Raw genomic sequence first — 22792 nt, forward strand, 5'->3', positions numbered from 1 at the left:
GGGAAGTCGCTTGTCAGTTGCTCAAGCAGCACGACCATGGCAGCCGGCGGGCCGGTTGCCATAGGTAAAGACGAAGGTCTGGTGCGTGAGCATGGGCCCAGTATGCCCCGGGAACGGACCGTGTCCAAGCAGGTTCGCATGGTGAGACGCGGAGCCGGGTGCGGCGGGGGCACCGCGGCGGGACGCCCCACCTGCCCGTCTCGGTAGACTCGGAGGCACAAGACCCCCGCCCGACCGCCGGAAGGCACCCCGTGTCATCAGCGACTCCCGCTGCCGCCGCCCCCGACACCGTCCTGGTCGTCGACTTCGGTGCGCAGTACGCCCAGCTCATCGCCCGTCGCGTCCGCGAGGCGCGGGTCTACAGCGAGATCGTGCCGAGCTCCATGCCGGTCGAGGAGATGCTCGCCAGGAACCCGGCGGCCATCATCCTCTCCGGTGGCCCGTCGTCCGTGTACGAGCCGGGTGCCCCGACCGTCGACCGCTCCCTGTTCGAGGCGGGCGTCCCCGTCTTCGGCATGTGCTACGGCTTCCAGCTCATGGCGCAGACCCTCGGCGGTACCGTCGACAACTCCGGCGCCCGCGAGTACGGCCGCACCGAGCTGTCGGTCTCCAAGCCGTCCTCCACCCTCTTCGAGGGCACCCCGGCCGAGCAGCCGGTGTGGATGTCGCACGGCGACGCCTGCTCCGCCGCCCCCGAGGGCTTCACCGTCACCGGCTCCACCTCCGTGGTCCCGGTCGCCGCCTTCGAGAACGACGAGAAGAAGCTCTACGGCGTGCAGTACCACCCCGAGGTGATGCACTCCACGCACGGGCAGCAGGTGCTGGAGCACTTCCTGTACCGGGGCGCCGGCCTGGCCCCCGACTGGACCACGGGCAACGTGATCGAGGAGCAGGTCGCGGCCATCCGCGAGCAGGTCGGCGACCGGCGCGCCATCTGCGGCCTGTCCGGCGGCGTGGACTCCGCCGTCGCCGCCGCCCTCGTCCAGAAGGCCATCGGCTCCCAGCTCACCTGCGTCTACGTCGACCACGGCCTGATGCGCAAGGGCGAGACCGAGCAGGTCGAGAAGGACTTCGTCGCCGCGACCGGCGTCCAGCTGAAGGTCGTGGACGCCGAGGAGCGGTTCCTGAAGGCGCTCGCCGGGGTCTCCGACCCCGAGGAGAAGCGGAAGATCATCGGCCGCGAGTTCATCCGCGTCTTCGAGCAGGCCCAGGCGGAGATCATCGCCGACGAGGGCCCGGCCGTGGAGTTCCTGGTCCAGGGCACCCTGTACCCGGACGTGGTCGAGTCCGGCGGCGGCACCGGTGCCGCGAACATCAAGTCCCACCACAACGTGGGCGGCCTGCCCGAGGACCTCGAGTTCAAGCTGATCGAGCCGCTGCGCAAGCTGTTCAAGGACGAGGTCCGCATGGTCGGCCAGGAGCTCGGCCTTCCCGAGGAGATCGTCCAGCGCCAGCCGTTCCCCGGCCCGGGCCTCGGCATCCGCATCGTCGGCGAGGTCACCAAGGAGCGGCTCGACCTGCTCCGCGAGGCCGACGCCATCGCCCGCGAGGAGCTGACGGCGGCCGGTCTCGACCGCGACATCTGGCAGTGCCCCGTGGTGCTGCTCGCCGACGTCCGCTCGGTCGGCGTCCAGGGTGACGGCCGCACCTACGGCCACCCGATCGTGCTGCGCCCCGTGTCCTCCGAGGACGCGATGACGGCCGACTGGTCGCGCCTGCCGTACGAGGTCCTCGGCAAGATCTCCACCCGCATCACCAACGAGGTCAAGGACGTCAATCGCGTGGTCCTCGACGTCACCTCGAAGCCGCCGGGCACCATCGAGTGGGAGTAGTCCCGGCGGTCAGGTCCGTCTGAGCGCGCGCACCGGCTCACCGGGCCTCCAGACCTGGGCGACGAGGTAGGTGTCGTCCTCGACGAAGGTCCGTACGACCTCCGTCAGCTCGGTGCGGAAGAGGTGGAACGGCTGCGGCGGTTCCACCTCTTTCACGTATCCGCCCTTGGTCGCGGGGTCCTCGACCTCGACGGCCCGCCCGCAGATCCGGACGTCGCCGCCGTCCATGCCGGTGCCCTCCCCGGGGTTCGCCTGGAGCGCGAAGCGCGGGTCGCGGCGCAGGTCGAGCGCCTTGAGCGAGCCGTGCATCATGCCGAGCCACAGCTCGCCGCCGAGGAAGCGCACCTCCAGGCCCGAGGTGCGGGGCGAGCCGTCCCGGCGCAGGGTCGCGAGCGTGTGGTGCCGGTGCGCGCCGAAGCGGGCCTCGACGAGGGCGGCGAGTTCGGGTTCGGCGGCCGTGAAGAAAGCCCAGTCCGCGGTGTTCGGTGTCATACGAGGAGTGTGGCGCCCGTCCCCGACGTCCTCTGTCGGGTATTCCGCCCGGCGTGCCCGCGCCGCGGGGCTCCCGGCGGGCGTCAGGCGCCGCCCCGGAAACCCCGGAGCACGGCCGCCTTCGTCGCCGCGAACTCGTGGTCCGTGAGGACGCCGCCGCGGTGCAGCTCGCCCAGCTCGCGCAGCCGGCGCAGCAGCGCGTCGTGATGTCCGGCGGGGGCCGCGCCCCGCACGGTCTCCCCGGACTCCCCGTCACCGGGGCCCGGGCGGGTCGACGGGTGCGGGAGGCGGGCCGTGACCGCGGCGGCGATCAGCGCGGTGAGCAGGTCACGACGGGCGTTGCCCCACAGGTCCAGGGCGTGCGGGTCCTTCTCCGGCGGCAGCCCGGAGATCCCCCCGTCCCGCGTCACGAACCGCAGGAAGCCGTCCGCGCGGCCCGAGCCGGGCAGCCACTCGACGCGGACCAGGTCGCCGACGCCGATGATCCGCGGGCCGGCGGCGCGCTTGACCCGGTCCGAGGTGTCGGCCCAGTCGATGCGCACCTCGCCGCCGTCGAAGGAGACGGTGCCGTCCGAGGAACGGACCGAGACCGGCACCGGCGGCCCCGGCAGCAGGTAGGCCCGGACGGGCTCCTCGGGGACGCGGTCGAGCAGCAGCGCGCGGCGGACCTCCTCGGCGACGTACTCGGCCACCCCGCAGCGGTCGGCGTCCACCACCAGCCGGTACGGTTCCGCCGCGTCGGGCAGCCGCCCGCCGGTCGCCTGGAGCAGGGGATCGGCGCCCTCGCGCAGCCGCAGGCGCAGCCGGCCGCCTCCGCGCCCGGGTGCGAAGACGACGCCCGCGACCGCCTCCAGCGGGACGGAGACCTCCCCGTACGTCTGCCGGAACAGCGGCACCGAGCGGTGGAGGCCCGGTGTGATCCGGACCGTGCTGCCGTCGAACGCCCAGGTCCCGTCGCGCTGGATGATCTCGGCCATGACGGGATTCTCGCAGCCGGGTCAACACGGCGGTTCGCGCGTCACCCGCGCTGAGCAGAGGGGACCGGGGCCGCCGGGCGCACGAGGCGTCGCGTACGGCACAATTCGCTTTCGTCACAGGGGACTTAAGGGTGCCGGCGCATGCGTGTGCCGCGGGTGTTTCGGCAGGTTTCGGGAAGGCGGGCGTCGGGCGTGGCGGTGCAGGAGACGAGACGCGGGAGCGGCTCGGGCAGGGGCGCGTACGAGGGGCCGCACGGCGGCGGCTGCACGTGCGGGGACTGCCCGCACGGAGCCCGCGAGGGACACCGCAGGGCGGTCGCCGCGTTCCTGCTCAGACGGGACGAGTTCGCCGCCGGGCAGGGGCTGCCGGCCGCGGTGGCCCACTCGGCCTCGGCCTCCCGGCAGTGGGTCTCCGAGGAGCTGACCCAGTCCGCGGAGGCCGTCGCCGAGCGCGGCCGGGCCGAGGGCGAGGCGTGGCTCGCGGGCCTGGGGCGCCGCACGTCCGTCGCCGTGTGGGCCGCGGTCGTGGTGCTGCTGCTCGCCCAGGCGCTCACCGCGGTCGGCGCCGGCTGGTCGGCGGCCCGCACCGCCGGGCTGGCCGCGGCCGTGGTCGTGGCCGGGGCGCTGACGGCGGCGTCCTGGTTCCACCGGGCGCGGGGCGGGGCACTGGCCCCGGTGATCGGCGAGGACAACCGCCTCTCCACGTCCCGTGCCGTGGCGGCGGCCTGGGTGCTCCTCGTCGCCTACGCGGTGCTCGTCCTGGCCGGTCAGTTGGCGGTGGCCTCGGGACACGGGAGGCGGGACGCGCTGATCTCCGGGCTCGAACTCGCGCGCGGCGCCGGTGTGGTGACCGTGCTCGCGGTGGTGTGCGGGATCGCGGTGCTGGTGCGGCGGGTGGTCGGGCTGCGGGTGCTGGGGCAGCGGCTCCAGAAGGTGCGCGCCGACCGGCCGCGCGCGGCCGACCTGCTGACGGACGACGCCGGCCGCGGGACGTTCGCCGACATCCAGTACGTCGTGATCAGCGCGGTCGCCCTGGTGTTCGCGGCGGTCCGGCTGGCCCGGCGGCCGGAGCAGCTGCCCGACCTGCCGTGGGGGCTCGCCGTGGTGGTGCTGGTGTCGGCGGCGACCTACGTGGCCGGCAAGTACGCGGAGGGCGGCCGGCCGGTCGTCCTGTCCGTGGTCCGGGCGCGCGAGGCCGGTGACCTGGACGCCCCGATCCGCACCGGCGACGACATCGAGATCCGCGGCGCCGGCTTCGTGCCGCCGGGCGCCGATCGCGCGGACCGCCTGTCGCGCATGGTCGTCCGCATCGGTGCCGTCAACGTGCACGTGCCCCTGGTCCCGGTGACCGGCGGCTTCAGCAACCCGACGGACGCCCTGCTGACCGTGCCGGTGCCGGCGGACGTGGAACCGGGCCGGGTGGAGGTCCAGGTGATCACGGGCGCCGGCGTGGAGACGAACCGGTACGCGATCGACGTGACGGACTGACCGCCCGTCCGGACCCCGGCTTACGACCACCTGTCGGAACCGACAGGAAGAAAACCCACCAGGATCGAGCGCGGCCCGTCCTCCGTACGTATGGTCTGTCGGGAGTTCGGCGCGCGTGGCGAGAGGCGGCTGGCACTGATGACTCACGGCATGCGGACGGATCCGCACATGTCCGGCCTCGACGGCGGCCGGGACTGGCGCGACGTCGCCGGCCGGTACGCCCTCCTGCCCCTGCGGATCTTCCTGGGCGTCACGTTCGTCTACGCGGGCCTGGACAAGCTCACCGACAGCGCGTTCCTGAAGGACTCGGGCGCCGGGTCCATCGGCGACATGATGCGCACCGTCCGCGACTCCTCGGCCATCCCGGCCCTGGTCGACCTGGCCCTGAAGAACCCGGCCGGCTTCGGCTACGCCATCGCCCTGGGCGAGCTGGCCGTCGGCATCGGCACGCTGCTCGGGCTGCTGGGCCGCCTGGCGGCGCTCGGCGGCGCGCTGATCTCGCTCAGCCTGTGGCTGACCGTGAGCTGGGCCTCCGACCCGTACTACTACGGCAACGACCTCCCGTACATGTTTTGCTGGGTCCCCCTCGTGCTGGCTGGAGCGCCCTACTGGTCGCTGGATGCCCTGGTCAGGCGTCGACGCCGCAGGCGGATTTACTAGGCCGTGACCAGGGATGACGTGACATGAGGAAGGCCCCCCAGCATGACGCTAGGGGGCCTCTCAGGGACTCTCAGGCTCAGTCGCTCAGGTGTCGGTACAGGGTCGCCCTGGAGACCCCCAGGGCCTTGGCTATGGCACTGACACTCTCCCCCTTGGCCTTCCTCGCCTTGGCCACGGTCAGGAGGTCATCCGTGATGACAGTGGGCCTTCCTCCGGTACGCCCCTGCGCCTTGGCAGCTTCCAGCCCTGCCCTTGTCCTCTCAACGATCATGTCTCTCTCAAGCTCAGCAAAGGCGACCATCATCGTGAAGAAGAACTTCCCCTCTCCCTTGGGGGAGTAGCTACCAGCGAGAGTCCCGGTGAGGATGCGGAGAGCGATCCCCTTGCTGTGCAGCTCCTCAGCGATCGTGAGCACGTCCTTAGTGGACCTCCCAAGCCTGTCCAGCTTCCAGACACAGAGGGTGTCCCCCTCCCTCATGTAGTCCAGTGCTGCCAGCAGTCCCGGACGCTCCGTGTTCTTGCCGGAGAGCTTGTCCTCAAAGACCTTGGCGCACCCTGCCTCTGACAGCGCATCAGCCTGTAGCTGTGCATCCTGAGCCTTGGTGCTGACTCGCTTGTACCCGATCAGGTGGCCGCTGCTGCTCTGCTTCGTCGCCATGTCTACAGCGTCTCAAAACTCATCTCAGAATGTCAAGCGATCTAGAGGGATTGTGAGACGGGTTTTGAACACCCTCAGAGGGTGTCCGGCTGGCCTCTGCATCCTGTCTCGTAAACCATCGATTCTGAGACGGCGTGAGACACCCTCTGCACCCTCATGTCATGCACCCCCGGGGGTAATGCATGTGCGTGCACGTCATGAGGACCGCAGGGGCACTGCCCTTCCATCCTGTACGGGTTTGAAAGCTCTGTGAGGCTCTCTGAGAGCCTCTGAGGGTCCTAGATGGACTAGGGAGACTTAGGGAGACTAAGGAAGGGGTGTAAGGCCGTTAGAACGGCGTACAGGGGCCTTCCTGGCCTTGCTGAGCCTCTAGGTGGTGCCATCAGAGACGCTCTTAGTCTTGGCTGCGCTCATTCCGTGTGGTCTACGTCTCATTCTGAGGCTTTGATGTCCGATCAGACCACGGGGGACAGGTACATACAGGGTGAGATTTATTCTCGGGGACCATGCACACTCGGCGGTGTGCCTCTGGTGTGGCCAATGTGCCAGGCAGTTCCCAAGTCGTTATGGGCTCTATACGGATTCCTCCCTGTGAGAAGACAGCGTAGAGATGAACGCTTCCTCCCTACCCCTTGCTTTGCTAGTTCTACTGTGGGGGGTAGGGGGGCAGTGTCTTCTCTAGCCGTTGTCCTCTTGTGAGTTACTTAAGACTGTCTCTTAGAGAAGTATTCCTCTACAGGCATCCCCGAAGAAGGATGCCTCTTAGTTCTCTCTACTGGGTAGGTGGGTCTAGACCTCCCATGAGAGAAGAGATAGGGCCCGGTTTCACGACCGGGCCCTTTTCTTGTCTCTACTGTCACCTATCAAGGAGTACAACCATGTTTAATCGCTATGACACTAACTTTGCAACCGAACCTCCGGCAGACCTTCCCCTGAGCCCTAAGGTTAAGAACCTTCGTAAGGCATATCAGGACGCCGAGGCAGCTTACGAGAAGTACATTCAGGAAAACTCCCGATACTGCACCAGAGACGTACGAAGGATCGGGGAGCCTAAGCCTCGGCACAGTTGCACTGCTCTGGAAGAGGCTAAGAGGGAACTCAGGAAACTTGAGATTGCTGCCGTAGAGGCTGGTAAGCCTCTCCCTGATAAGGAAGCATTCTTTGCCCCGGTCAAGGTTAAGATGGATGATTACGGCCGAACGGTGTCAGCTCATAAGGTCCTAATTCAGAAGGCTAAGCAGGAGTATTCGGATGCTTTGTTTGGTGAGCTGAAGGCTATGGGTCTCAAGGAAGCTGAGAAGGCAGCCAAGGCACGTGACGAGTGGGAAAAGGCTTACAAGGCTATGGCTGCTGCCAAGACCACTCTGGATCTCCATGCCGGTCTGTTCACGTGGTGTGTCTCCGCCGGTGAAATGGATTCTGCCCCACGGGCCGGGCATAGTCAGGGTGAGAATCTTGAGTATTGGGAGTTGACCGAGGATGGACGCCTTACATATCAGGCGTCCCTTGCATTGGATTTCCAGTACACCGAGGCACACCTTGATTCTCTGGTGAAGGTTGACGGCCTAGTGGAACCGAACCCGAATCCTCCGACCCCGGTTCCTGTTGCTGAATCGAAGCGCATTCCGGCACAGCACTACAGTAAGCCTGCATGGGATGAGGATTGCAGTTACGTTGGAGAAATCTACTGAGCCCATGAGAAAGCCCCCCGGTATTGAGCCGGGGGGCTTTCTTTGTTTCTAGGAAAGATTCTATGAGAGGGAAGAGAGCCAAGGCTGATCACCTGGCCTTGGCCGTACCCCTGCACAGATCCTCTGCAAGCAGATACCCTGTGGGCTGTACCCAACCGAAGAAGGGAGGGGGAAGCGCGATGACCGGCACCCCCGAACAGAACGGCTTAAGTCTCACGTTCACCGAAGCTGAACAAGGCTTAGGCTACCCGCCAGGCGCACTCAGGAAAGCGGCAGACGAAGCAGGCTGGACGGAGCTTCAGACGCTGGATTCCTGGACGCTCTGTGCTGTGCTCTGCCTCCTCTGGCCTTACCCAGAGGAGTAAATAGAGTCACCGCAATGGGACCGGTTGGGTACGCCTAGCCGGTCCTTTTGCATGTCTGGAGAATGTCAGTGTCAGAGACTCGGGTATGTCCAAGGTGTGAGCGGACACTGCCTGTCTCGATGTTCAGGAAAGATCCTCGCCGCAAGGGTGGCAGGGCGGGCAACTGTCAGGATTGCCGTTGGGAGCAGAAGACTGGAGAGCTGGCTCCCTGGAGATCAGAGAGCCAGAGCGGCGAGTGATTCATTCCTTAATGAATAGTGAATGGCTGATGCAGACTCTTCCCTAGGTCGACCTCTGCGCCAAAGTCAACCGTATTTGATACGCCCTTAACGAGGGGATTAAGGCGGATGCTGACTCCCGCTTTCAATAGGTGACGCGTCCTTTCGTCCTTGTTTTCTTTGTTCCTCTCCCACATGTGACGGAAGGTCTCTCCGGTAGATCGGTACTCGTAACGGTCTGGCTTATCGCCCTCGGCGGAAAGGGAGTCGTGCTCCTCGTACAGGGCTGCAATCTCTTCCTCGGTGGACTTCTTGGCAAATCCTGAAGAGTTCTTCCCGCCGGGGCGGATAGACCTCTGAAGTTCCGTCACGTACTCCTCGATTTCGTGAAGCCTCTGAGTGTTATTCGATCCCTTGACGTAGTAGCGCTCATGCATGGGGACATCTCCGATGACTCCCAGCACCATTTTCTCTACAATCTCTTCGACTTTCTCGGCACGGAAGGCGTATCCCTTACCGCAGGATTCACGGTTAGCCGCCCTATTGCAGCGGTACACCGGCCTACCCTGTTGCCTCTCAGGGTTGAAGAGATACAGGTTCCTTCCACATCCGCCACACATGACAACTCCACGATAGGCAGTCGTGTTTTTTGTGGAGCGACGGGCAGAGCTAGGACGACTGTTCATCTCTTCTTGGAGCTTGGCCCATTCGTCGTTTGTGAGGATTGGATCAGCCATCCTGATCTTTCCTTCAGAAGTCACGATAGGCTGGGATACCCCGTACTTCTTTCCGGGTACCTTCACTTCCTCACACTTCCAGCCGAGGATGGTTTCCGACCTCAGAATGGTTGTGATGGTGCGGCTACGCCATATCGGGGGGGAGTCGCCGTTATTCTTTCGGCGATTCGACATCCTCTCTGCCCCAGGTGACATAATTCCTCTAGCGTTGAGGTCATCACAGATAGTCGAGTAGGGTTCTCCGTCCTCGACAACCCGCTTATAAATCTCCCGAATGACATCCTTCTGTGTTTCGCGCACCCGGAGCCTCATGGCTCCGTCAATGTCACGGAATGATTCATAACCGTAGGGAGGATTTCCCTTGGCCCATACGTTCTTGGATTTCGCGTAGTTCTGGAACGACTTAACTCGCATGGAGATGTTCTGTGCTTCAGTCTCAGCGATAGCCGCAAAGAGATCGATGATGACGTGCCGAAAAGGACCGACCATGTCGAGCACCGGTTCTTTGGCGGAAACCAGCGACTTTCCGCCATGCGCAGTCGCCCATTTGATCATGTCCTGCATGTCGACGACTTTGCGGACGAACCTGTCCATCTTCCAGAAAAGCAGGAGATCAAACTCGGGCGCTCTGTTATTCAGCCACTCTCCGAGTTTCGGTCTCTCAAATGGATGAGATTTGGTAGCGGAGATGTGAGCGTCCTTGGCTACTCCCACCACCTGCCATCCCAGGTGCCGCCTCTCCTCGACGTAGGCCATGCAGTCCTGTAGTTGCCGCTCCAGTGAGGTGGAGGCGTCGGTCTCGTTGCTGATCCGCAGGGCGATCAGTACCCGCACAGTCTTCACAGTGAGCGACCCTACAACAGCAGTACGCCAGTGACCTCGCCTATTTGATGGCCTGGCTCCCCCTCGTCCTCGCGGGCACTCCGCTGCTGTCGCTGGACGCGGCGCTGCGCACCCGTCGCCGCCGGCCTACCGGCGGGTACCGGTAGGCGCCGTCGGTCCTTCGCCGCGTCGGTCCGGCCGTCGGCCCGTCGGGCCGGCCGTCAGCCCGTCGGGTCCGCCCGGGGCCCGTCCGCGTCCGGGGCCGTGCGCAGCGCGCGCCGGCGCCGGCGGGCCTCCCGGGCCAGCACCCCGACCGCGCCGGCCAGGCCGAGGCCGCCGGAGACGACGGGGACGATCACGAACCACGGGGTCTCCCACAGGCCCCCGGCGTCTCCGGCGTAGATCACGCCCGCCAGGGTCAGGAAGGCGCCGGCGACCAGCCGGCCGGGCTGGAAGTCATGACGCAGCACGGGACACCTCCGCCTGTCCGAGGCCGACCTCGAGGTCGAGGTCGAGCGTGCCGGCACCGTCGGCGCCCTCGGCGGGGGCCAGCGTGACCTCCTTGTGCTTGCCCGGCGCCACGTCCACGTCCTTCGAGTCGTCGCCGGGCAACTGGATGTCGCCCACGCCCACGTCGACGCTGAGCCGCACGGTCACGTCCCGCGGCACGATCACCCGGATGCGCCCCACTCCCACGTCGGCCCGGGTGGTCACCGTCTGCCCCTCTGCCAGGTCCAGGCGGGACAGGTCGAGGGTGCCGGTGCCCGTGCCCACGTCGTACTGTCCGCGGAGGCCCGCGGCCGTCGTCGGCGTCCAGGTGCTCCGCGTCCACTCGGTGCCGGCGTCCTCCGGCAGCGCGGCCGACCCGGCGAGCAGGCCCGCCGTGACGATCGCCAGGAAGACCGAGCCGGCTCCCGTACGGCCCAGGAAGGCGCTGACCGCGATCCCCACCCCGAAGACCGCCAGCGCGCAGGCGAGCCCCGTCTGCAGACTGGTGCCGAGCGGGCGTTCGTCCCAGGTCAGGCGGGTGCCGAGGAAGCCCGCCAGCAGGGCGAGCAGGAAGATCCAGCCGCCGATGCCGTGCGCGCCGCGCGGCTGCGGGCGCCGGCAGGACCGGCCGGCCGGGGTCTCCCGGTCGCGAGGGGCACCGCGCCCCGTGGAGACGGCCGCCGCGACGTCCCGGTCGCGGGAGTCCCGGGGGCCCCACAGGTAGCCCGTGCCGCCGACGTGGGTGCCGTCCTTGACGATGGGGTCGCGCCACCAGGACGGGTAGCCGGCGGCGGCCGGCGGCGCCTTGGCCTCGGGCGGGGCGTCGGCGACGGCCTGGGCGGCGAGCGGGTCGGGGCCGGGAGTGCCGCGCTGCCGCGACCAGTAGCCCGCCCCCGCGAGGAGGAGGGAGAGGATCACGGCGAAGGTGAGCACCCCGCCGTTGTTCAGCATGGTCAGGAACACCCCGCAGCCGACCAGGGCGAACAGCACGGCCGCCAGGGCCTGGCCGTCCACCCGGCCGGTCAGCAGCTTGCGCACCTCGTTCTCGTCCTCGTCGTCGTACGGGACGAAGAGCCAGGCGAAGCCGTAGAAGATGAGGCCGATGCCCCCGGTCGCGGCCAGCACCACGAGCGTGATGCGGAAGATCACCGGGTCCATGTCGCACTGCCGCCCGAGCCCGGCGCACACCCCGGCGAGCGTCCTGTGCGGCCGGTCGCGCCGGAACCTGGGGACGGGCCCCGGACCGTCCGCACCGCCGCCCGCGGACCCCAGGGCGTCCCCGGCATCCGCGGCGGGCGCGGCGTCCCGCGGGCCGGTGCCCCGCGGCGGGCGGGGCCCGGAGCCGGGTCCCGGGCCCGTCGCGGCGTGCTCGTGATCTGTCATGGGTCCATGGTGACGGGCGCGACGGCGTGCCGGCAGCCGGTACGACCCTGGTCGGACCCTGATATCGGCCCCCACCCGGCGCCCGGGAAGAGCTCGCGGGGGCCGCGCGCCGAAGATCAGGGGCGTCTGGGGGACCGACCCTGATGCTGCCCCTCGGCCGGCCGTGTGACCATCGTTGACATGCCGGACGCCGCAGCACCTCCCCTCCTCGACACGCGGCCGCCGCGCAAGCTCTACCGCAGCAGCGACGGACGCTGGCTCGGTGGTGTGGCGCGGGGGCTCGCCGGGCATCTCGGGCTGCCCGTCATCTGGGTCCGGCTCGTCTTCGTCGGCCTGTTCATGGCCGACGGCCTCGGTGCGCTGCTCTACGCGGCCTTCTGGTTCTTCGTCCCGCTCGGCGTCGGCGGCGTCGACGCCCAGCGGCCGCCGTCCCTGGTCACGGCCGAGACCTCGCCGGACGGCCGCCGCAGACTCATCGCGCGCAAGCCGGACCGGGGGCAGATCGTCGCCCTGCTGCTCATGGTCGTCGTGGCCATGGTCTTCGTGGGCAACGTGAACCTCGGCAACGGCGCCAAGGCCTACCTGTGGCCGGTGGTGCTCGTCGGCGCGGGCGTCGCCCTCGTCTGGCGCCAGGCGGACAACGCCCGCAGGGCCCGCTGGGCCGAGGTCGGCCGGGACCGGCGCACGGTCACCCTGCTGCGCTCGGTCGCCGGTGTCCTGCTGGTGACGGCCGGCGTCTCCGGCATCTTCGTCCTCCAGGGGTCGGCCGCCCACCTGGGCTCCGTCCTCCAGGCCGCGCTCGCCGTCCTCGTCGGCATCACCCTCCTCGCCGGTCCCTACCTGGTGCGCATGACGCAGGACCTCTCCGAGGAGCGGCTGATGCGCATCCGCGCCCAGGAACGGGCGGAGGTCGCCGCCCACGTGCACGACTCCGTGCTGCACACCCTCACCCTGATCCAGCGCAACGCGGAGAACGCCGGCGAGGTGCGCCGCCTCGCCCGCGCCCAGGAACGCGACCTGCGCGCCTGGCTCTACAAGCCCGAGGGCAACGGCAAGGACGAGGACGACGAGCCCACTACCCTCGCCGAGGCGGTCAGGCGCAACGCCGCCGAGGTCGAGGACAAGCACGGTGTGCCCATCGAGGTCGTGGTCGTCGGCGACTGCCCGCTCGACGAGAGGATCGGCGCACAGATGCAGGCGGCACGCGAAGCCATGGTGAACGCCGCCAAGTACGGTGGCGAGGGCGGCGCGGTTCAGGTCTACGCCGAGGTCGAGGGCAGGACGGTCTTCGTGTCCGTGCGGGACCGCGGCCCCGGCTTCGACCTCGACTCGATACCCGCCGACCGCATGGGCGTCAGGGAATCGATCATCGGCCGCATGGAGCGCAACGGCGGCACGGCGCGGCTGCGCGCGGTGCCGGACGGCGGCACGGAGGTCGAACTGGAGATGGAGAGGGCGGAGAAGACGTCATGAGCTACCCGACCGAGGGCAACGGAACGGCGGGACCGGCGGACGGCGGCGCGGGGGAGCGCCGGGTGCGCGTGGTCCTCGTCGACGACCACCGCATGTTCCGCACCGGCGTCCAGGCAGAGATCGGCCAGACCGCGCAGACCGGCGTCGAGGTCGTCGGGGAGGCCGCCGACGTGGACCAGGCCGTCACCGTCATCACCGCGACCCGGCCCGAGGTGGTCCTCCTCGACGTCCACCTCCCGGGCGGCGGCGGCGTCGAGGTGCTGCGCCGGTGCGCCCCGCTGATGGCCGACGCCGAGCGGCCCGTCCGCTTCCTGGCGCTGTCCGTCTCGGACGCGGCGGAGGACGTGATCGGCGTGATCCGCGGCGGTGCGCGCGGCTACGTCACCAAGACGATCACCGGCGCGGACCTGGTCGACTCGGTCTTCCGGGTCCAGGAGGGCGACGCGGTCTTCTCCCCACGGCTGGCCGGCTTCGTGCTGGACGCCTTCGCCTCCACCGACGCCCCGCCGGTCGACGAGGACCTCGACCGCCTCACCCAGCGCGAGCGCGAGGTCCTGCGTCTGATCGCCCGCGGCTACGCGTACAAGGAGATCGCCAAGCAGCTGTACATCTCCGTCAAGACGGTCGAGTCCCACGTCTCCGCGGTGCTCCGCAAGCTCCAGCTCTCCAACCGCCACGAGCTGACCCGCTGGGCGACCGCCCGCCGGCTGGTGTGACGGCCGGCGGACGGTCGAGGGGGCGGTCCGGCTATCCGGCGTAGGTCTCGAACTCGGCGACCTTCGGGGTGCCCGACGCGCTGGTGATGGTGAAGGTGACCTTCTTCAGCGAGGTCGCCGGGAAGCCGATGACCCCCGCGCCGCTGCCCGAGGCCAGGGTGGCGCCGGTGTCACCGTTGACGACCTTCCAGGAGCCGATGGTTCCCGAGCTGCCCGCCGCCTCCCGGATGTTGACCTTCGACACCGTGGTCGCGGCGCCCCACTTCACGGAGACGGAGCCCGTCGTGCCGGCCGGCGACCAGTAGGTGCCCAGGTCGCCGTCGCGCACGTTGCCGTAGCTGGTGCCGCTCGCCTTGGAGGAGCCGTCGGCGCCGGCCCCGAGGCTGAGGTTGGTGCCGCTGGGCTGGCTCGGGCCGGGGGTGGGGTCGGTCGGGTCCGGTCCCGGGTCGGTGGGGCCCGGGGACTGGACGGAGCAGCTGCCGTCCGACACCGCGAGACCCTTGTTCGCGCCCGCCGTCCGGCTCACGATGCCCGGCACGCAGGACGCGTCGTCCAGGCTGTACGCGTACGGGATGGAGACGCTGGTGTTGGACTGCGGGTTCGGTCCAGCCGGGTTGTTGTCCCCGCCGGGCGAGGACCAGGTCACGTTGTCGAAGATGTTGCCGCTGACCTGCCAGTAGCCGGCCGCGTCGGTGTAGAAGGTGCCGAGGACGTCCTTGGAGTCCTCGAAGTAGTTGCTGTCGACCCTGGCCTTCGCCCCGGCCCGCGAGTTGATGCCGGACTCGTTGAGGTGCACGTAGTGGTTGTTGTAGATGTGGGCGATGCCGCCGCGCAGGAGGGGCGCGCGGGAGTCGAGGTTCTCGTACAGGTTGTGGTGGAACGTCACGTACCCGTTGGAACGGTCGCTCTCGCTGGAGCCGATGAGGCCGCCGCGGCCGGAGTTGCGCAGGACGCTGTAGGACAGGGTCACGTACTGGGTGTTGTCCTTCATGTCGAAGAGGCCGTCGAAGCCCTCCGACTCGCCGCCGGACGCCTCCAGGGTGGTGTGGTCGACCCACACGTTGCGGACGTCGCTCTCCATGCCGATCGCGTCACCGCCGTTGGAGGTGGGCGACCCGGACTTCTTGACGTTCCGGACGGTCACGTTCTGGATGACGATGTTGCTGGATTCCCGGATGTGGATGCCCAGCTGGTCGAAGACGGCACCGCTGCCGACCCCGACGATCGTGACGTTGCTGATCTGCTTGAGCTCGATCTTGTCGGCCGCGGTGCTGCAGCTGTCGCCCGACACCTTGGTGGTGTTGCCGTGGTTGATGGTGCCCTCGACCTGGATGACGATCGGGGTGCTGCTGGAGGCCCGGTTGCACAGGGCCGCGTGGATCGCGGTGCCCGTGGTGGCGCGGACGGTCTGCCCGCCCGCGCCGCCGGTGGTCCCGCCGTTCTGGGTCGCGTAGCCGGTGGCGCCGCCGGCCGCGGCCGACGCCTCGGGCGCCGACAGGACCGCGCCGGTCGCGGCCGCCAGGGCCAGGGTGCCCACTGCGGCTGAGAGCCGTATGGCGACTGGTCGTCTCATTCTCGCCTCGCCTTTCGTCTTCGCACAGCGGCGGTCGCCGCTCGCTGTAGAGGTGGTCCGGCGGGCCCGGGAGGTTGCCGCCCATGACGCATGAAGCGGTTTCTCCCGGATCCGGGTACCGAGTTCCTTGGTGCGGTGACGTGCGGGGGTGCAGGTGCTCGTACGGGTGCTCAGCTCGGGAAAGGGCGCATGGTGGTCCTTTGAGCTGATCATGACAATCGAGAAAGCGCTTTCACCGGTCGTGAGAGTAGGCCTGGACCTGAGGGGTGGCAAGGGTCCGCGCACGCATCGGTTCGCGCCCGCCGGGTCTCACACCACCCGGGCGGCCCCCGCGAACGGCATCGAGTCGACGGGGGCCAGGCGGACCGGCGCCGAGGGGTTCGGGGCGTGGATCATCCGCCCGTCGCCGACGTAGATGCCGACGTGACTGATGCCGGAGTAGAAGAAGACCAGGTCGCCCGGGCGGAGCGCCGAGCGCGGAACGCTGCGGCCCGCGCCGATCTGGGCGTAGGTGGTGCGGGGGAGGGAGACGCCCGCGGCGCGGTAGGCGGCCTGGGTGAGGCCCGAGCAGTCGAAGGCGTCCGGGCCGGTCGCGCCCCACACGTAGGGGCTGCCGAGCTTCTGGTAGGCGTACGCGACGGCCGCCGCGGCCCGGGTGCTGGGTGCCTCGGCGGAGGCCGACAGGCCCTCGCGGGCGCCCGGGGCGCGGGTGGCGCGGTCCGGGCCGGGGTCGAGGCGGGCGCGTTCCTCCGCCGTCAGCCGGGACAGCAGGCGGCGCGCCGCCTCCAGCTTGCCGGTGACGGTGGCCCGGTGCCGCTCCAGCTCCGCCCGCCGCGACGTCAGGGAGGCCAGCTCGACCCGGGCGGCCCCGCGCAGCCGCGCGACCTCCCGCAGTTCCGCGCGTGCCCGGCCGACGGCGGCCGTCTGCCGGCTGCCCACCCGCTCGACGAACGCGGCGCCCTCCAGATACCGGTCGGGGTCGGCGGAGAGCACGAGCTGCAGGGCCGGATCGAGGCCACCGCCGCGGTACTGCGCCGCCGCGACCGAGCCCAGCGTCTCCCGGGTCGCGTTCAGCCGGTCCTCCTTGCGGGCCATCTCGTCCCGCAGCTCCTCCAGACGCCGCTCGGTCGCGTCGGCCTTCTCCTTCGCGCCGTTGTACTTCTCGGTGGCGACCTCCGCCTCCCGGTACAGCCTGTCGACCGTGGCCCCGACCTGCGCCGGCGTCGGCTCCGGAGCGGCGTTCCCGGTCCCGCCCAGCCCGGCCGCGGTGGCCGCCCCCGCGAGGGTGAGCGTGACGGCGGTGCGAGCGGTCGTCCCGCCGCTGCCGAGGCGCCGGAGCGGCCTGCGATGCGCTGCCACCTGGGATCCACGTCCTTTCCGTACCGGGCGCCGTCCGCCGCTCGGACCGGTCGCCTGCGGGAGGACGCTAGGCCGGTCCGTAACGGGCCGGTGACGGGTTGCCCGGAACTGGCGGTACCGGACCGGCGGCGACCGCACGTGACCGGGAGGCGGGCAGGACACCGCCGCCTTCACGCAGGGTGATGACCGAAAACCCGGATCGGGACCCACGGGGCCGATGGGCTGCTACGGGGCGCATGTGCGCGCCGCTGCCCCCGCGGGCCGGACGGGCCGGTGTCGGAGCGTGTCCGGCCGCTGATTAGGCTCCGGACCCATGGACGTACTCATCCACCTCTTCGTCGGTCTGCACATCGTCGGCATCGCGGCCCTGCTCGGCGGCTTCCTGACCCAGATGAAGGCGATGGGCCGGGGCACCGCCCGCTTCACCCCGGCCATGCTGCACGGCGCGCTGACGATGCTGGTCACCGGAGCGGTCCTGGTCGGCCTCAACCAGGCCCAGGACTACTCCGTCGACAACGTCAAGATCGGCGTGAAGCTGGCCGTGCTGATCGTGATCCTCGGCCTCGTCTACGTGAAGCGCGACGACGAGAAGGTGGACAAGCCGCTGTTCGGCCTCGTCGGCCTGCTGACCCTGGTGAACATCTTCATCGCCGTGTTGTGGACCTGAGGGCCGCCGCCCCCGCGGCGGCGGACCTCAGCCCGGCCCGGGCAGCGGCGACCGCACCCGCGGCGACCGCCAGCCACGCGGCCACCGCGATCCACACCATGGCCCGCCCCGGCCCCTCCAGCCACGGAACGTTTACGACGGCGGCGACGGACAGCGCGGCCGCCGCCGTCATGCCGAGGGGGAAGACCGTCGACCAGCGGCGCACGTCGTACCGGAGCCGCGGCCACACGATCTCGCAGACGAGCAGCACGACGTACCAGGCGAGGTCGAGCGCCAGCAGGGCGACGGTCGCGTCGTGGAGCACGGCGTCGTCGTCGCCGTTCCACAGGTACGGCCCGCTGTCGGCCGCGGCGAGCAGCTTGGCCCCGGCGAGCGCCGAGATGGCGAGCGCGCCGCCCGCGACCCAGTGGTCCCCGGCGCCGCGGGCCACCTGCCGCGGGTCGAAGCGGAACAGCGCGACGACGTAGAGCACGAGCCCCAGCCAGAACGGCACCAGCGCCAGGTGCGCGAGCCAGGCCGTCGAGGTGGCCTCGGCCAGCGAGGCGCCGAGCACCGCCAGGCCCTCCGTCGCCACACATCCCAGGAAGACCGCCCCGGGCATCCGCCGCTCCCAGTGCTGCATGACCAGCAGCAGCGCCGGCCACAGCAGCGCGGCCAGTGCCAGCAGCGCCGCCGCCGGCGCCGTCCAGCCGAGCAGCGTGAAACGGGTGCCGATCACGGTCGTCGCGGCGATCGCGGTGAGCGCGCCCGGCGTCGCCGCCCACCGCTCCCACTTCGCACGGTCGGACAGCAGCAGGTGGACGAAGCCCGCGGCGAGGGTCAGCCAGGCGGCACAGGCCAGGGCCAGCGCGACGCGGGACAGCAGCTCGTGGTGCGTCAGGTGCAGGGCGACGGACAGGATGCCGGTCGCCATCACCGCGGCCCCGGCCGCCGGCGGACGCCGCGCCCACCAGGCGCGCAGGGGGTGACTGGTGCCGGATGACATGGACCGATGCTAGAGAGCCCGGCGCGTCAGGCCGGACGCACCACGCTGTGGATCGCCGACTCGCCGTCGTAGAAGACCGACTCCTCGCGGACGTACGCGCCCGGCTTCGGGGCGTGGACCATCATGCCGTTGCCGATGTAGAGGCCGACGTGGCTGATGTCGTCGTAGAAGAAGACCAGGTCACCGGGTTGCGCCTGGGAGACGGAGACCGTCGTGCCCGCCTCGACCTGGTCGTAGGTGGTGCGCGGCAGGGTCACGCCCGCCGCCTTCCAGGCGGCCTGGGTGAGCCCGGAGCAGTCGTAGGAGCCGGGGCCCGTGGCGCCCCAGACGTACGGCTTTCCGATCTGGGCGCGGGCGAAGGCGAGCGCCTTCTCGGCCTTGGTGCCGTACGAGGGGTCCGGCGCGGACGAGCCGGTGTCCGTGCCGCCGGTGTCCGCACCGGACGAGCCGGTGGAACCCGAAGAGGCGCCGCTCTCCTGCTGGGCGGCCCGCTCCCGCTCCCGCGCCTGCTGCTCCTGCTGCCGGGCGAGCTCGGCGGCCTTGCGCGTGGCCTCCTGCTTCTTCTTCTTCTTCTCGATCGCCGCGAGCCGGGCTTTCTCCTCGGCGGTCAGCGTCGACAGCAGCTCGCGCGCGTCGCTGAGCTTCCCCTGGACCGTGGCCTTGGCCTGCTTCAGGTCGTTCTGCGAGTCGGTGAGCGTCTCGAGGCTCTCGGTGGCCTCCCGGCGCTTCTTCATCGTGTCGGACTGCTGGGTGACGAAGTCGTCGACCGCGTCCTTCTGACGGCCGGTGAGCCGGGTCATCAGCTGGCTCCGGTCGACGTAGTCCTGCGGCGAGTCCGCGAGCAGGAAGGTCGCGGTCGACGGGACCAGGCCGCCCGTGCGGTACTGCGCGGAGGCGTAGGAGCCCAGCTCCTCGCGGGCCTCGTTGAGCTTCTGGGTGCGCTTGGCCACGTCGTCGAGGAGGGTGTCGACGCGCTGCCGCTGCTTCGCGGTCCGCTCCTTCGCCGCGTTGTACTTCTCGGTCGCCGACCCGGCCTGGCGGTAGAGGTCGTCGACCTTCTTCTCGACCTCTTCGAGGGTGGGCCTGTCGTCCGACGGCGCGGCCTCGGCCGTCTGGGAGAGCAGGGCGACGGAGGTGAGGGCCGCCGTGGCGAGGGCGGGGGTCCGTATGCCTGCCATGCGCGTGCCGGTGGGGCGCGACTTGCGGTGCGACGCCAAGGGAGGCGACTCCTTCCGTGCTCCGCCTACCGGGGTAGCGGTGGGGGCACCTCCCAGGCCGTTCAGGCTCTGGGGGAGGGGTCGGGCGGTGTGGCTCGGAAGGTGTGCCCTACGGCACCGCCCCTCGTGGGCGGGTGGCCGATTCACCCCAGGAATTCGGTGGGTCCCCGGCTCCGGGCGCCGTACGGCACGCCGGACTCGGCGGAGGCAGCACGTCCCGGCGACGTTCGCCGGAGGGGGCGTGCGACCTGCCCCGCACCGTAGCCAACTCGTGTGGCGCCTGGGAAGGTTGCCGGGTGATATGCCCGATACATTTTCGTGACCTTCCGTGCGGGCGTCACGGTGTGTGATAACCCCTGTCCCGAGAGTCCCCGGGCGTGAGGGAGCGGCCATTTTCCGGGGTGGCGGCCGGTTGTCGGTGGGGCGCCCTAGACTCGGAGAGCGATGAGCAGCCTCTTTGACGAAAGCTTCCTGGCGAGCCTCCAGACCCCGCGCGGTCACGAGGAGGAACCCCCGCCGCCGCCCGAGGACGAGCACGGGGCGGAGCCGGTTCCGCACGATCTGTTCGGCGGGAAGTTCGACGTGCCGCCGGACCGGGACCCGTACTACCGGGACGGTGCCCCGCGCCCGGTCCTGGACCCCGCCGCACTCCTGGACGGGCTGAACGACAACCAGCGCGCCGCCGTGGTGCACTCCGGCTCCCCGCTGCTCATCGTGGCCGGCGCCGGTTCCGGCAAGACCCGGGTGCTCACCCACCGCATCGCCCACCTGCTGGCCGAGCGGGGCGTCCACCCGGGCCAGATCCTCGCGATCACCTTCACCAACAAGGCCGCCGGGGAGATGAAGGAGCGCGTCGAGCACCTCGTCGGACCCCGGGCGAACGCCATGTGGGTCATGACGTTCCACAGCGCGTGCGTGCGCATCCTGCGCCGCGAGAGCAAGCGGCTGGGCTTCACGTCGTCCTTCTCGATCTACGACGCCGCCGACTCCAAGCGCCTGATGGCCCTGGTCTGCCGTGATCTCGACCTGGACCCCAAGCGCTTCCCGCCGAAGTCCTTCAGCGCCAAGATCAGCAACCTCAAGAACGAGCTGATCGACGAGGAGGACTTCGCCGCGCAGGCCGCCGACGGCTTCGAGAAGACCCTCGCCCAGGCCTACGCCCTCTACCAGTCGCGGCTGCGCGAGGCCAACGCCCTCGACTTCGACGACCTGATCATGACGACGGTCAACCTGCTCCGCGCCTTCCCGGACGTGGCCGAGCACTACCGCCGCCGCTTCCGGCACGTCCTGGTCGACGAGTACCAGGACACCAACCACGCCCAGTACGCCCTCGTCCGCGAGCTGGTCGGCACCTCGGAGCACCCCGTCGACGTGCCGCCCGAGGCCGAGGTCCCGCCCGCCGAGCTGTGCGTCGTCGGTGACGCCGACCAGTCGATCTACGCCTTCCGCGGCGCCACCATCCGCAACATCCTCCAGTTCGAGGAGGACTACCCGGACGCGACGACGATCCTCCTGGAGCAGAACTACCGCTCCACCCAGACGATCCTCAGCGCCGCCAACGCGGTCATCGAGCGCAACGAGTCCCGCCGCCCCAAGAACCTGTGGACCAACCAGGGCGCGGGCTCGCAGATCACCGGGTACGTCGCCGACACCGAGCACGACGAGGCCCAGTTCGTCGCCGACGAGATAGACCGGCTCACGGACGCGGGCAGCGCCCGGGCCGGCGACGTCGCCGTCTTCTACCGCACCAACGCCCAGTCCCGTGTCTTCGAGGAGGTGTTCATCCGCGTCGGCCTGCCCTACAAGGTCGTCGGCGGTGTCCGCTTCTACGAGCGCAAGGAGGTCCGGGACGTCCTGGCCTACCTGCGCGTCCTGGCCAATCCCGAGGACTCGGTGCCGCTGCGCCGCATCCTCAACGTCCCCAAGCGGGGCATCGGCGACCGCGCCGAGGCGATGATCGACGCGCTCGCCCAGCGGGAGAGGATCAGCTTCCCGCAGGCCCTGCGCCGCGTGGACGAGGCGTACGGCATGGCCGCGCGCTCCGCGAACGCCGTCAAGCGGTTCAACGCGCTCATGGAGGACCTCCGCACGATCGTCGAGTCCGGCGCCGGACCGGCGACGGTGCTGGAGGCCATCCTCGAACGCACCGGCTACCTCGCCGAGTTGCAGTCGTCCACCGACCCGCAGGACGAGACCCGCATCGAGAACCTCCAGGAACTCGCCGCCGTCGCGCTGGAGTTCGAGCAGGAGCGGGCCGAGGCCGAGGGCGAGAGCACCGGGACCCTGGCCGACTTCCTGGAGCGGGTTGCACTGGTCGCCGACTCCGACCAGATCCCCGACGAGGGGGACGGCGACGGCGTCGTCACCCTGATGACCCTGCACACCGCCAAGGGCCTGGAGTTCCCGGTCGTCTTCCTCACCGGCATGGAGGACGGCGTCTTCCCGCACATGCGCGCCCTCGGCCAGGCCAAGGAGCTGGAGGAGGAGCGGCGTCTGGCCTATGTCGGCATCACGCGCGCGCGGGAGCGGCTGTACCTGACCCGGTCCACGCTGCGCAGCGCCTGGGGGCAGCCGTCGTACAACCCGCCCTCGCGCTTCCTCGAGGAGATCCCGGCGCCGCACCTGGAGTGGAAGCGCACCGGTGCGAACGGGCCCGCGCCCTCCGCGCCGGTCTCCGGTGTGGCGGCCTCGCTGTCGTCGTCCCGTTCCCGCTCCTCGGCGTCGGGCGCGTCCGGCTTCGCCACGCGCCGGACCGCCGCCGAGAAGCCGACGGTCTCGCTCGCGGTCGGCGACCGGGTGACGCACGACCAGTTCGGGCTCGGCACGGTGGTCGGGGTCAAGGGCACGGGGTCGAACGCGGAGGCGACGATCGACTTCGGCGAGCCCAAGCCCAAGCGGCTGCTGCTGCGGTACGCGCCGGTGGAGAAGCTCTGAGGGACGCGTTCCGGCCGGGTCGGCCCGGCCGGGCCCGTCCGGAACGCGTGGTCCGG

General features: G+C 69.6%; 18 protein-coding genes. 8 read left to right on the forward strand and 10 right to left on the reverse strand.

Translation table 11 applies throughout. From position 1 onward, the window contains the following. Positions 1-251: 251 nt before the first annotated feature. Complete coding sequence (guaA, locus tag AC0VYN_RS03730) at positions 252-1832, forward strand: glutamine-hydrolyzing GMP synthase (protein ID WP_475534756.1); 1581 nt, start codon at positions 252-254, stop codon at positions 1830-1832. Between the two features lie 9 nt (positions 1833-1841). On the opposite strand, the gene AC0VYN_RS03735 is transcribed toward guaA, so the two are convergent. Both AC0VYN_RS03735 and AC0VYN_RS03740 read right to left on the reverse strand, forming a co-directional pair. After that, entirely contained in the window at positions 1842-2324 is a 483-nt protein-coding gene (locus tag AC0VYN_RS03735) for a pyridoxamine 5'-phosphate oxidase family protein (RefSeq protein WP_475534757.1), read from the reverse strand. A gap of 83 nt (positions 2325-2407) precedes the next feature. Beyond that, positions 2408-3301: a DUF4429 domain-containing protein gene (locus tag AC0VYN_RS03740; protein ID WP_475534758.1), complete on the reverse strand. Its 894-nt coding sequence runs from the start codon at positions 3299-3301 to the stop codon at positions 2408-2410. 192 nt (positions 3302-3493) lie between these two features. Here AC0VYN_RS03740 and AC0VYN_RS03745 point away from each other — a divergent pair, with 192 nt between their 5' ends. Next, positions 3494-4789, forward strand: coding sequence for a hypothetical protein (locus AC0VYN_RS03745; protein WP_475534759.1), 1296 nt, complete (start codon positions 3494-3496; stop codon positions 4787-4789). 138 nt (positions 4790-4927) lie between these two features. Next, positions 4928-5449, forward strand: a complete 522-nt coding sequence (locus AC0VYN_RS03750; protein ID WP_475534760.1) for a DoxX family membrane protein — start codon at positions 4928-4930, stop codon at positions 5447-5449. Positions 5450-5525: 76 nt separating this feature from the next. On the opposite strand, the gene AC0VYN_RS03755 is transcribed toward AC0VYN_RS03750, so the two are convergent. Further along, positions 5526-6107 carry a recombinase family protein gene (locus AC0VYN_RS03755; RefSeq protein ID WP_475534761.1) on the reverse strand — a complete coding sequence of 194 codons (582 nt, stop codon included), beginning with the start codon at positions 6105-6107 and terminating at the stop codon, positions 5526-5528. Positions 6108-6985: 878 nt separating this feature from the next. Between AC0VYN_RS03755 and AC0VYN_RS03760 the strand changes: the two genes are divergently transcribed. After that, the gene (locus AC0VYN_RS03760; protein WP_475534762.1) at positions 6986-7798 is read left to right on the forward strand and encodes a hypothetical protein; all 813 of its coding nucleotides are present in this window, start codon (positions 6986-6988) and stop codon (positions 7796-7798) included. A 612-nt stretch (positions 7799-8410) separates the two neighbouring features. Here the strand turns inward: AC0VYN_RS03760 and AC0VYN_RS03765 are convergent. The 3 genes from AC0VYN_RS03765 to AC0VYN_RS03775 all read right to left on the reverse strand — a co-directional run bounded on the left by AC0VYN_RS03765 (position 8411) and on the right by AC0VYN_RS03775 (position 11812). Further along, a complete protein-coding gene (locus tag AC0VYN_RS03765; RefSeq protein ID WP_475534763.1) occupies positions 8411-9961 on the reverse strand; it encodes a recombinase family protein in 1551 nt (516 codons plus the stop codon). Between the two features lie 200 nt (positions 9962-10161). Further along, the gene (locus AC0VYN_RS03770; protein ID WP_475534764.1) at positions 10162-10410 is read right to left on the reverse strand and encodes a hypothetical protein; all 249 of its coding nucleotides are present in this window, start codon (positions 10408-10410) and stop codon (positions 10162-10164) included. Then, positions 10397-11812, reverse strand: a complete 1416-nt coding sequence (locus tag AC0VYN_RS03775; RefSeq protein WP_475534765.1) for a PspC domain-containing protein — start codon at positions 11810-11812, stop codon at positions 10397-10399. The genes AC0VYN_RS03770 and AC0VYN_RS03775 overlap by 14 nt, the downstream gene beginning before the upstream one ends. Positions 11813-11992: 180 nt before the next feature. Between AC0VYN_RS03775 and AC0VYN_RS03780 the strand changes: the two genes are divergently transcribed. Then, the gene (locus AC0VYN_RS03780; RefSeq protein WP_475534766.1) at positions 11993-13285 is read left to right on the forward strand and encodes a PspC domain-containing protein; all 1293 of its coding nucleotides are present in this window, start codon (positions 11993-11995) and stop codon (positions 13283-13285) included. Continuing rightward, a complete protein-coding gene (locus AC0VYN_RS03785) occupies positions 13282-14001 on the forward strand; it encodes a LuxR C-terminal-related transcriptional regulator (protein WP_385459094.1) in 720 nt (239 codons plus the stop codon). The genes AC0VYN_RS03780 and AC0VYN_RS03785 overlap by 4 nt, the downstream gene beginning before the upstream one ends. 31 nt (positions 14002-14032) lie before the next feature. Here AC0VYN_RS03785 and AC0VYN_RS03790 read toward each other — a convergent pair whose 3' ends face one another. Together AC0VYN_RS03790 and AC0VYN_RS03795 are read right to left on the reverse strand one after the other, a co-directional pair. Next, entirely contained in the window at positions 14033-15574 is a 1542-nt protein-coding gene (locus AC0VYN_RS03790; protein ID WP_475534767.1) for a pectate lyase family protein, read from the reverse strand. Between the two features lie 309 nt (positions 15575-15883). Next, positions 15884-16933, reverse strand: coding sequence for a C40 family peptidase (locus tag AC0VYN_RS03795; RefSeq protein ID WP_475534768.1), 1050 nt, complete (start codon positions 16931-16933; stop codon positions 15884-15886). A 313-nt stretch (positions 16934-17246) separates the two neighbouring features. On the opposite strand from AC0VYN_RS03795, the gene AC0VYN_RS03800 reads away from it, so the two are divergent. Further along, positions 17247-17600 carry a hypothetical protein gene (locus AC0VYN_RS03800; protein ID WP_386920506.1) on the forward strand — a complete coding sequence of 118 codons (354 nt, stop codon included), beginning with the start codon at positions 17247-17249 and terminating at the stop codon, positions 17598-17600. On the opposite strand, the gene AC0VYN_RS03805 is transcribed toward AC0VYN_RS03800, so the two are convergent. Further along, entirely contained in the window at positions 17578-18585 is a 1008-nt protein-coding gene (locus tag AC0VYN_RS03805) for a tellurite resistance/C4-dicarboxylate transporter family protein (protein ID WP_475534769.1), read from the reverse strand. The genes AC0VYN_RS03800 and AC0VYN_RS03805 overlap by 23 nt on opposite strands. A gap of 26 nt (positions 18586-18611) precedes the next feature. Then, positions 18612-19802, reverse strand: a complete 1191-nt coding sequence (locus AC0VYN_RS03810) for a C40 family peptidase (RefSeq protein WP_475534770.1) — start codon at positions 19800-19802, stop codon at positions 18612-18614. Between the two features lie 444 nt (positions 19803-20246). Here AC0VYN_RS03810 and pcrA point away from each other — a divergent pair, with 444 nt between their 5' ends. Continuing rightward, positions 20247-22736, forward strand: coding sequence for a DNA helicase PcrA (gene pcrA, locus AC0VYN_RS03815; RefSeq protein ID WP_475534771.1), 2490 nt, complete (start codon positions 20247-20249; stop codon positions 22734-22736). Positions 22737-22792 lie beyond the last annotated feature (56 nt).

The sequence above is a fragment of the Streptomyces sp. 63XJN7_1_ISO-PGPR-S23-121 genome, assembly GCF_056173025.1.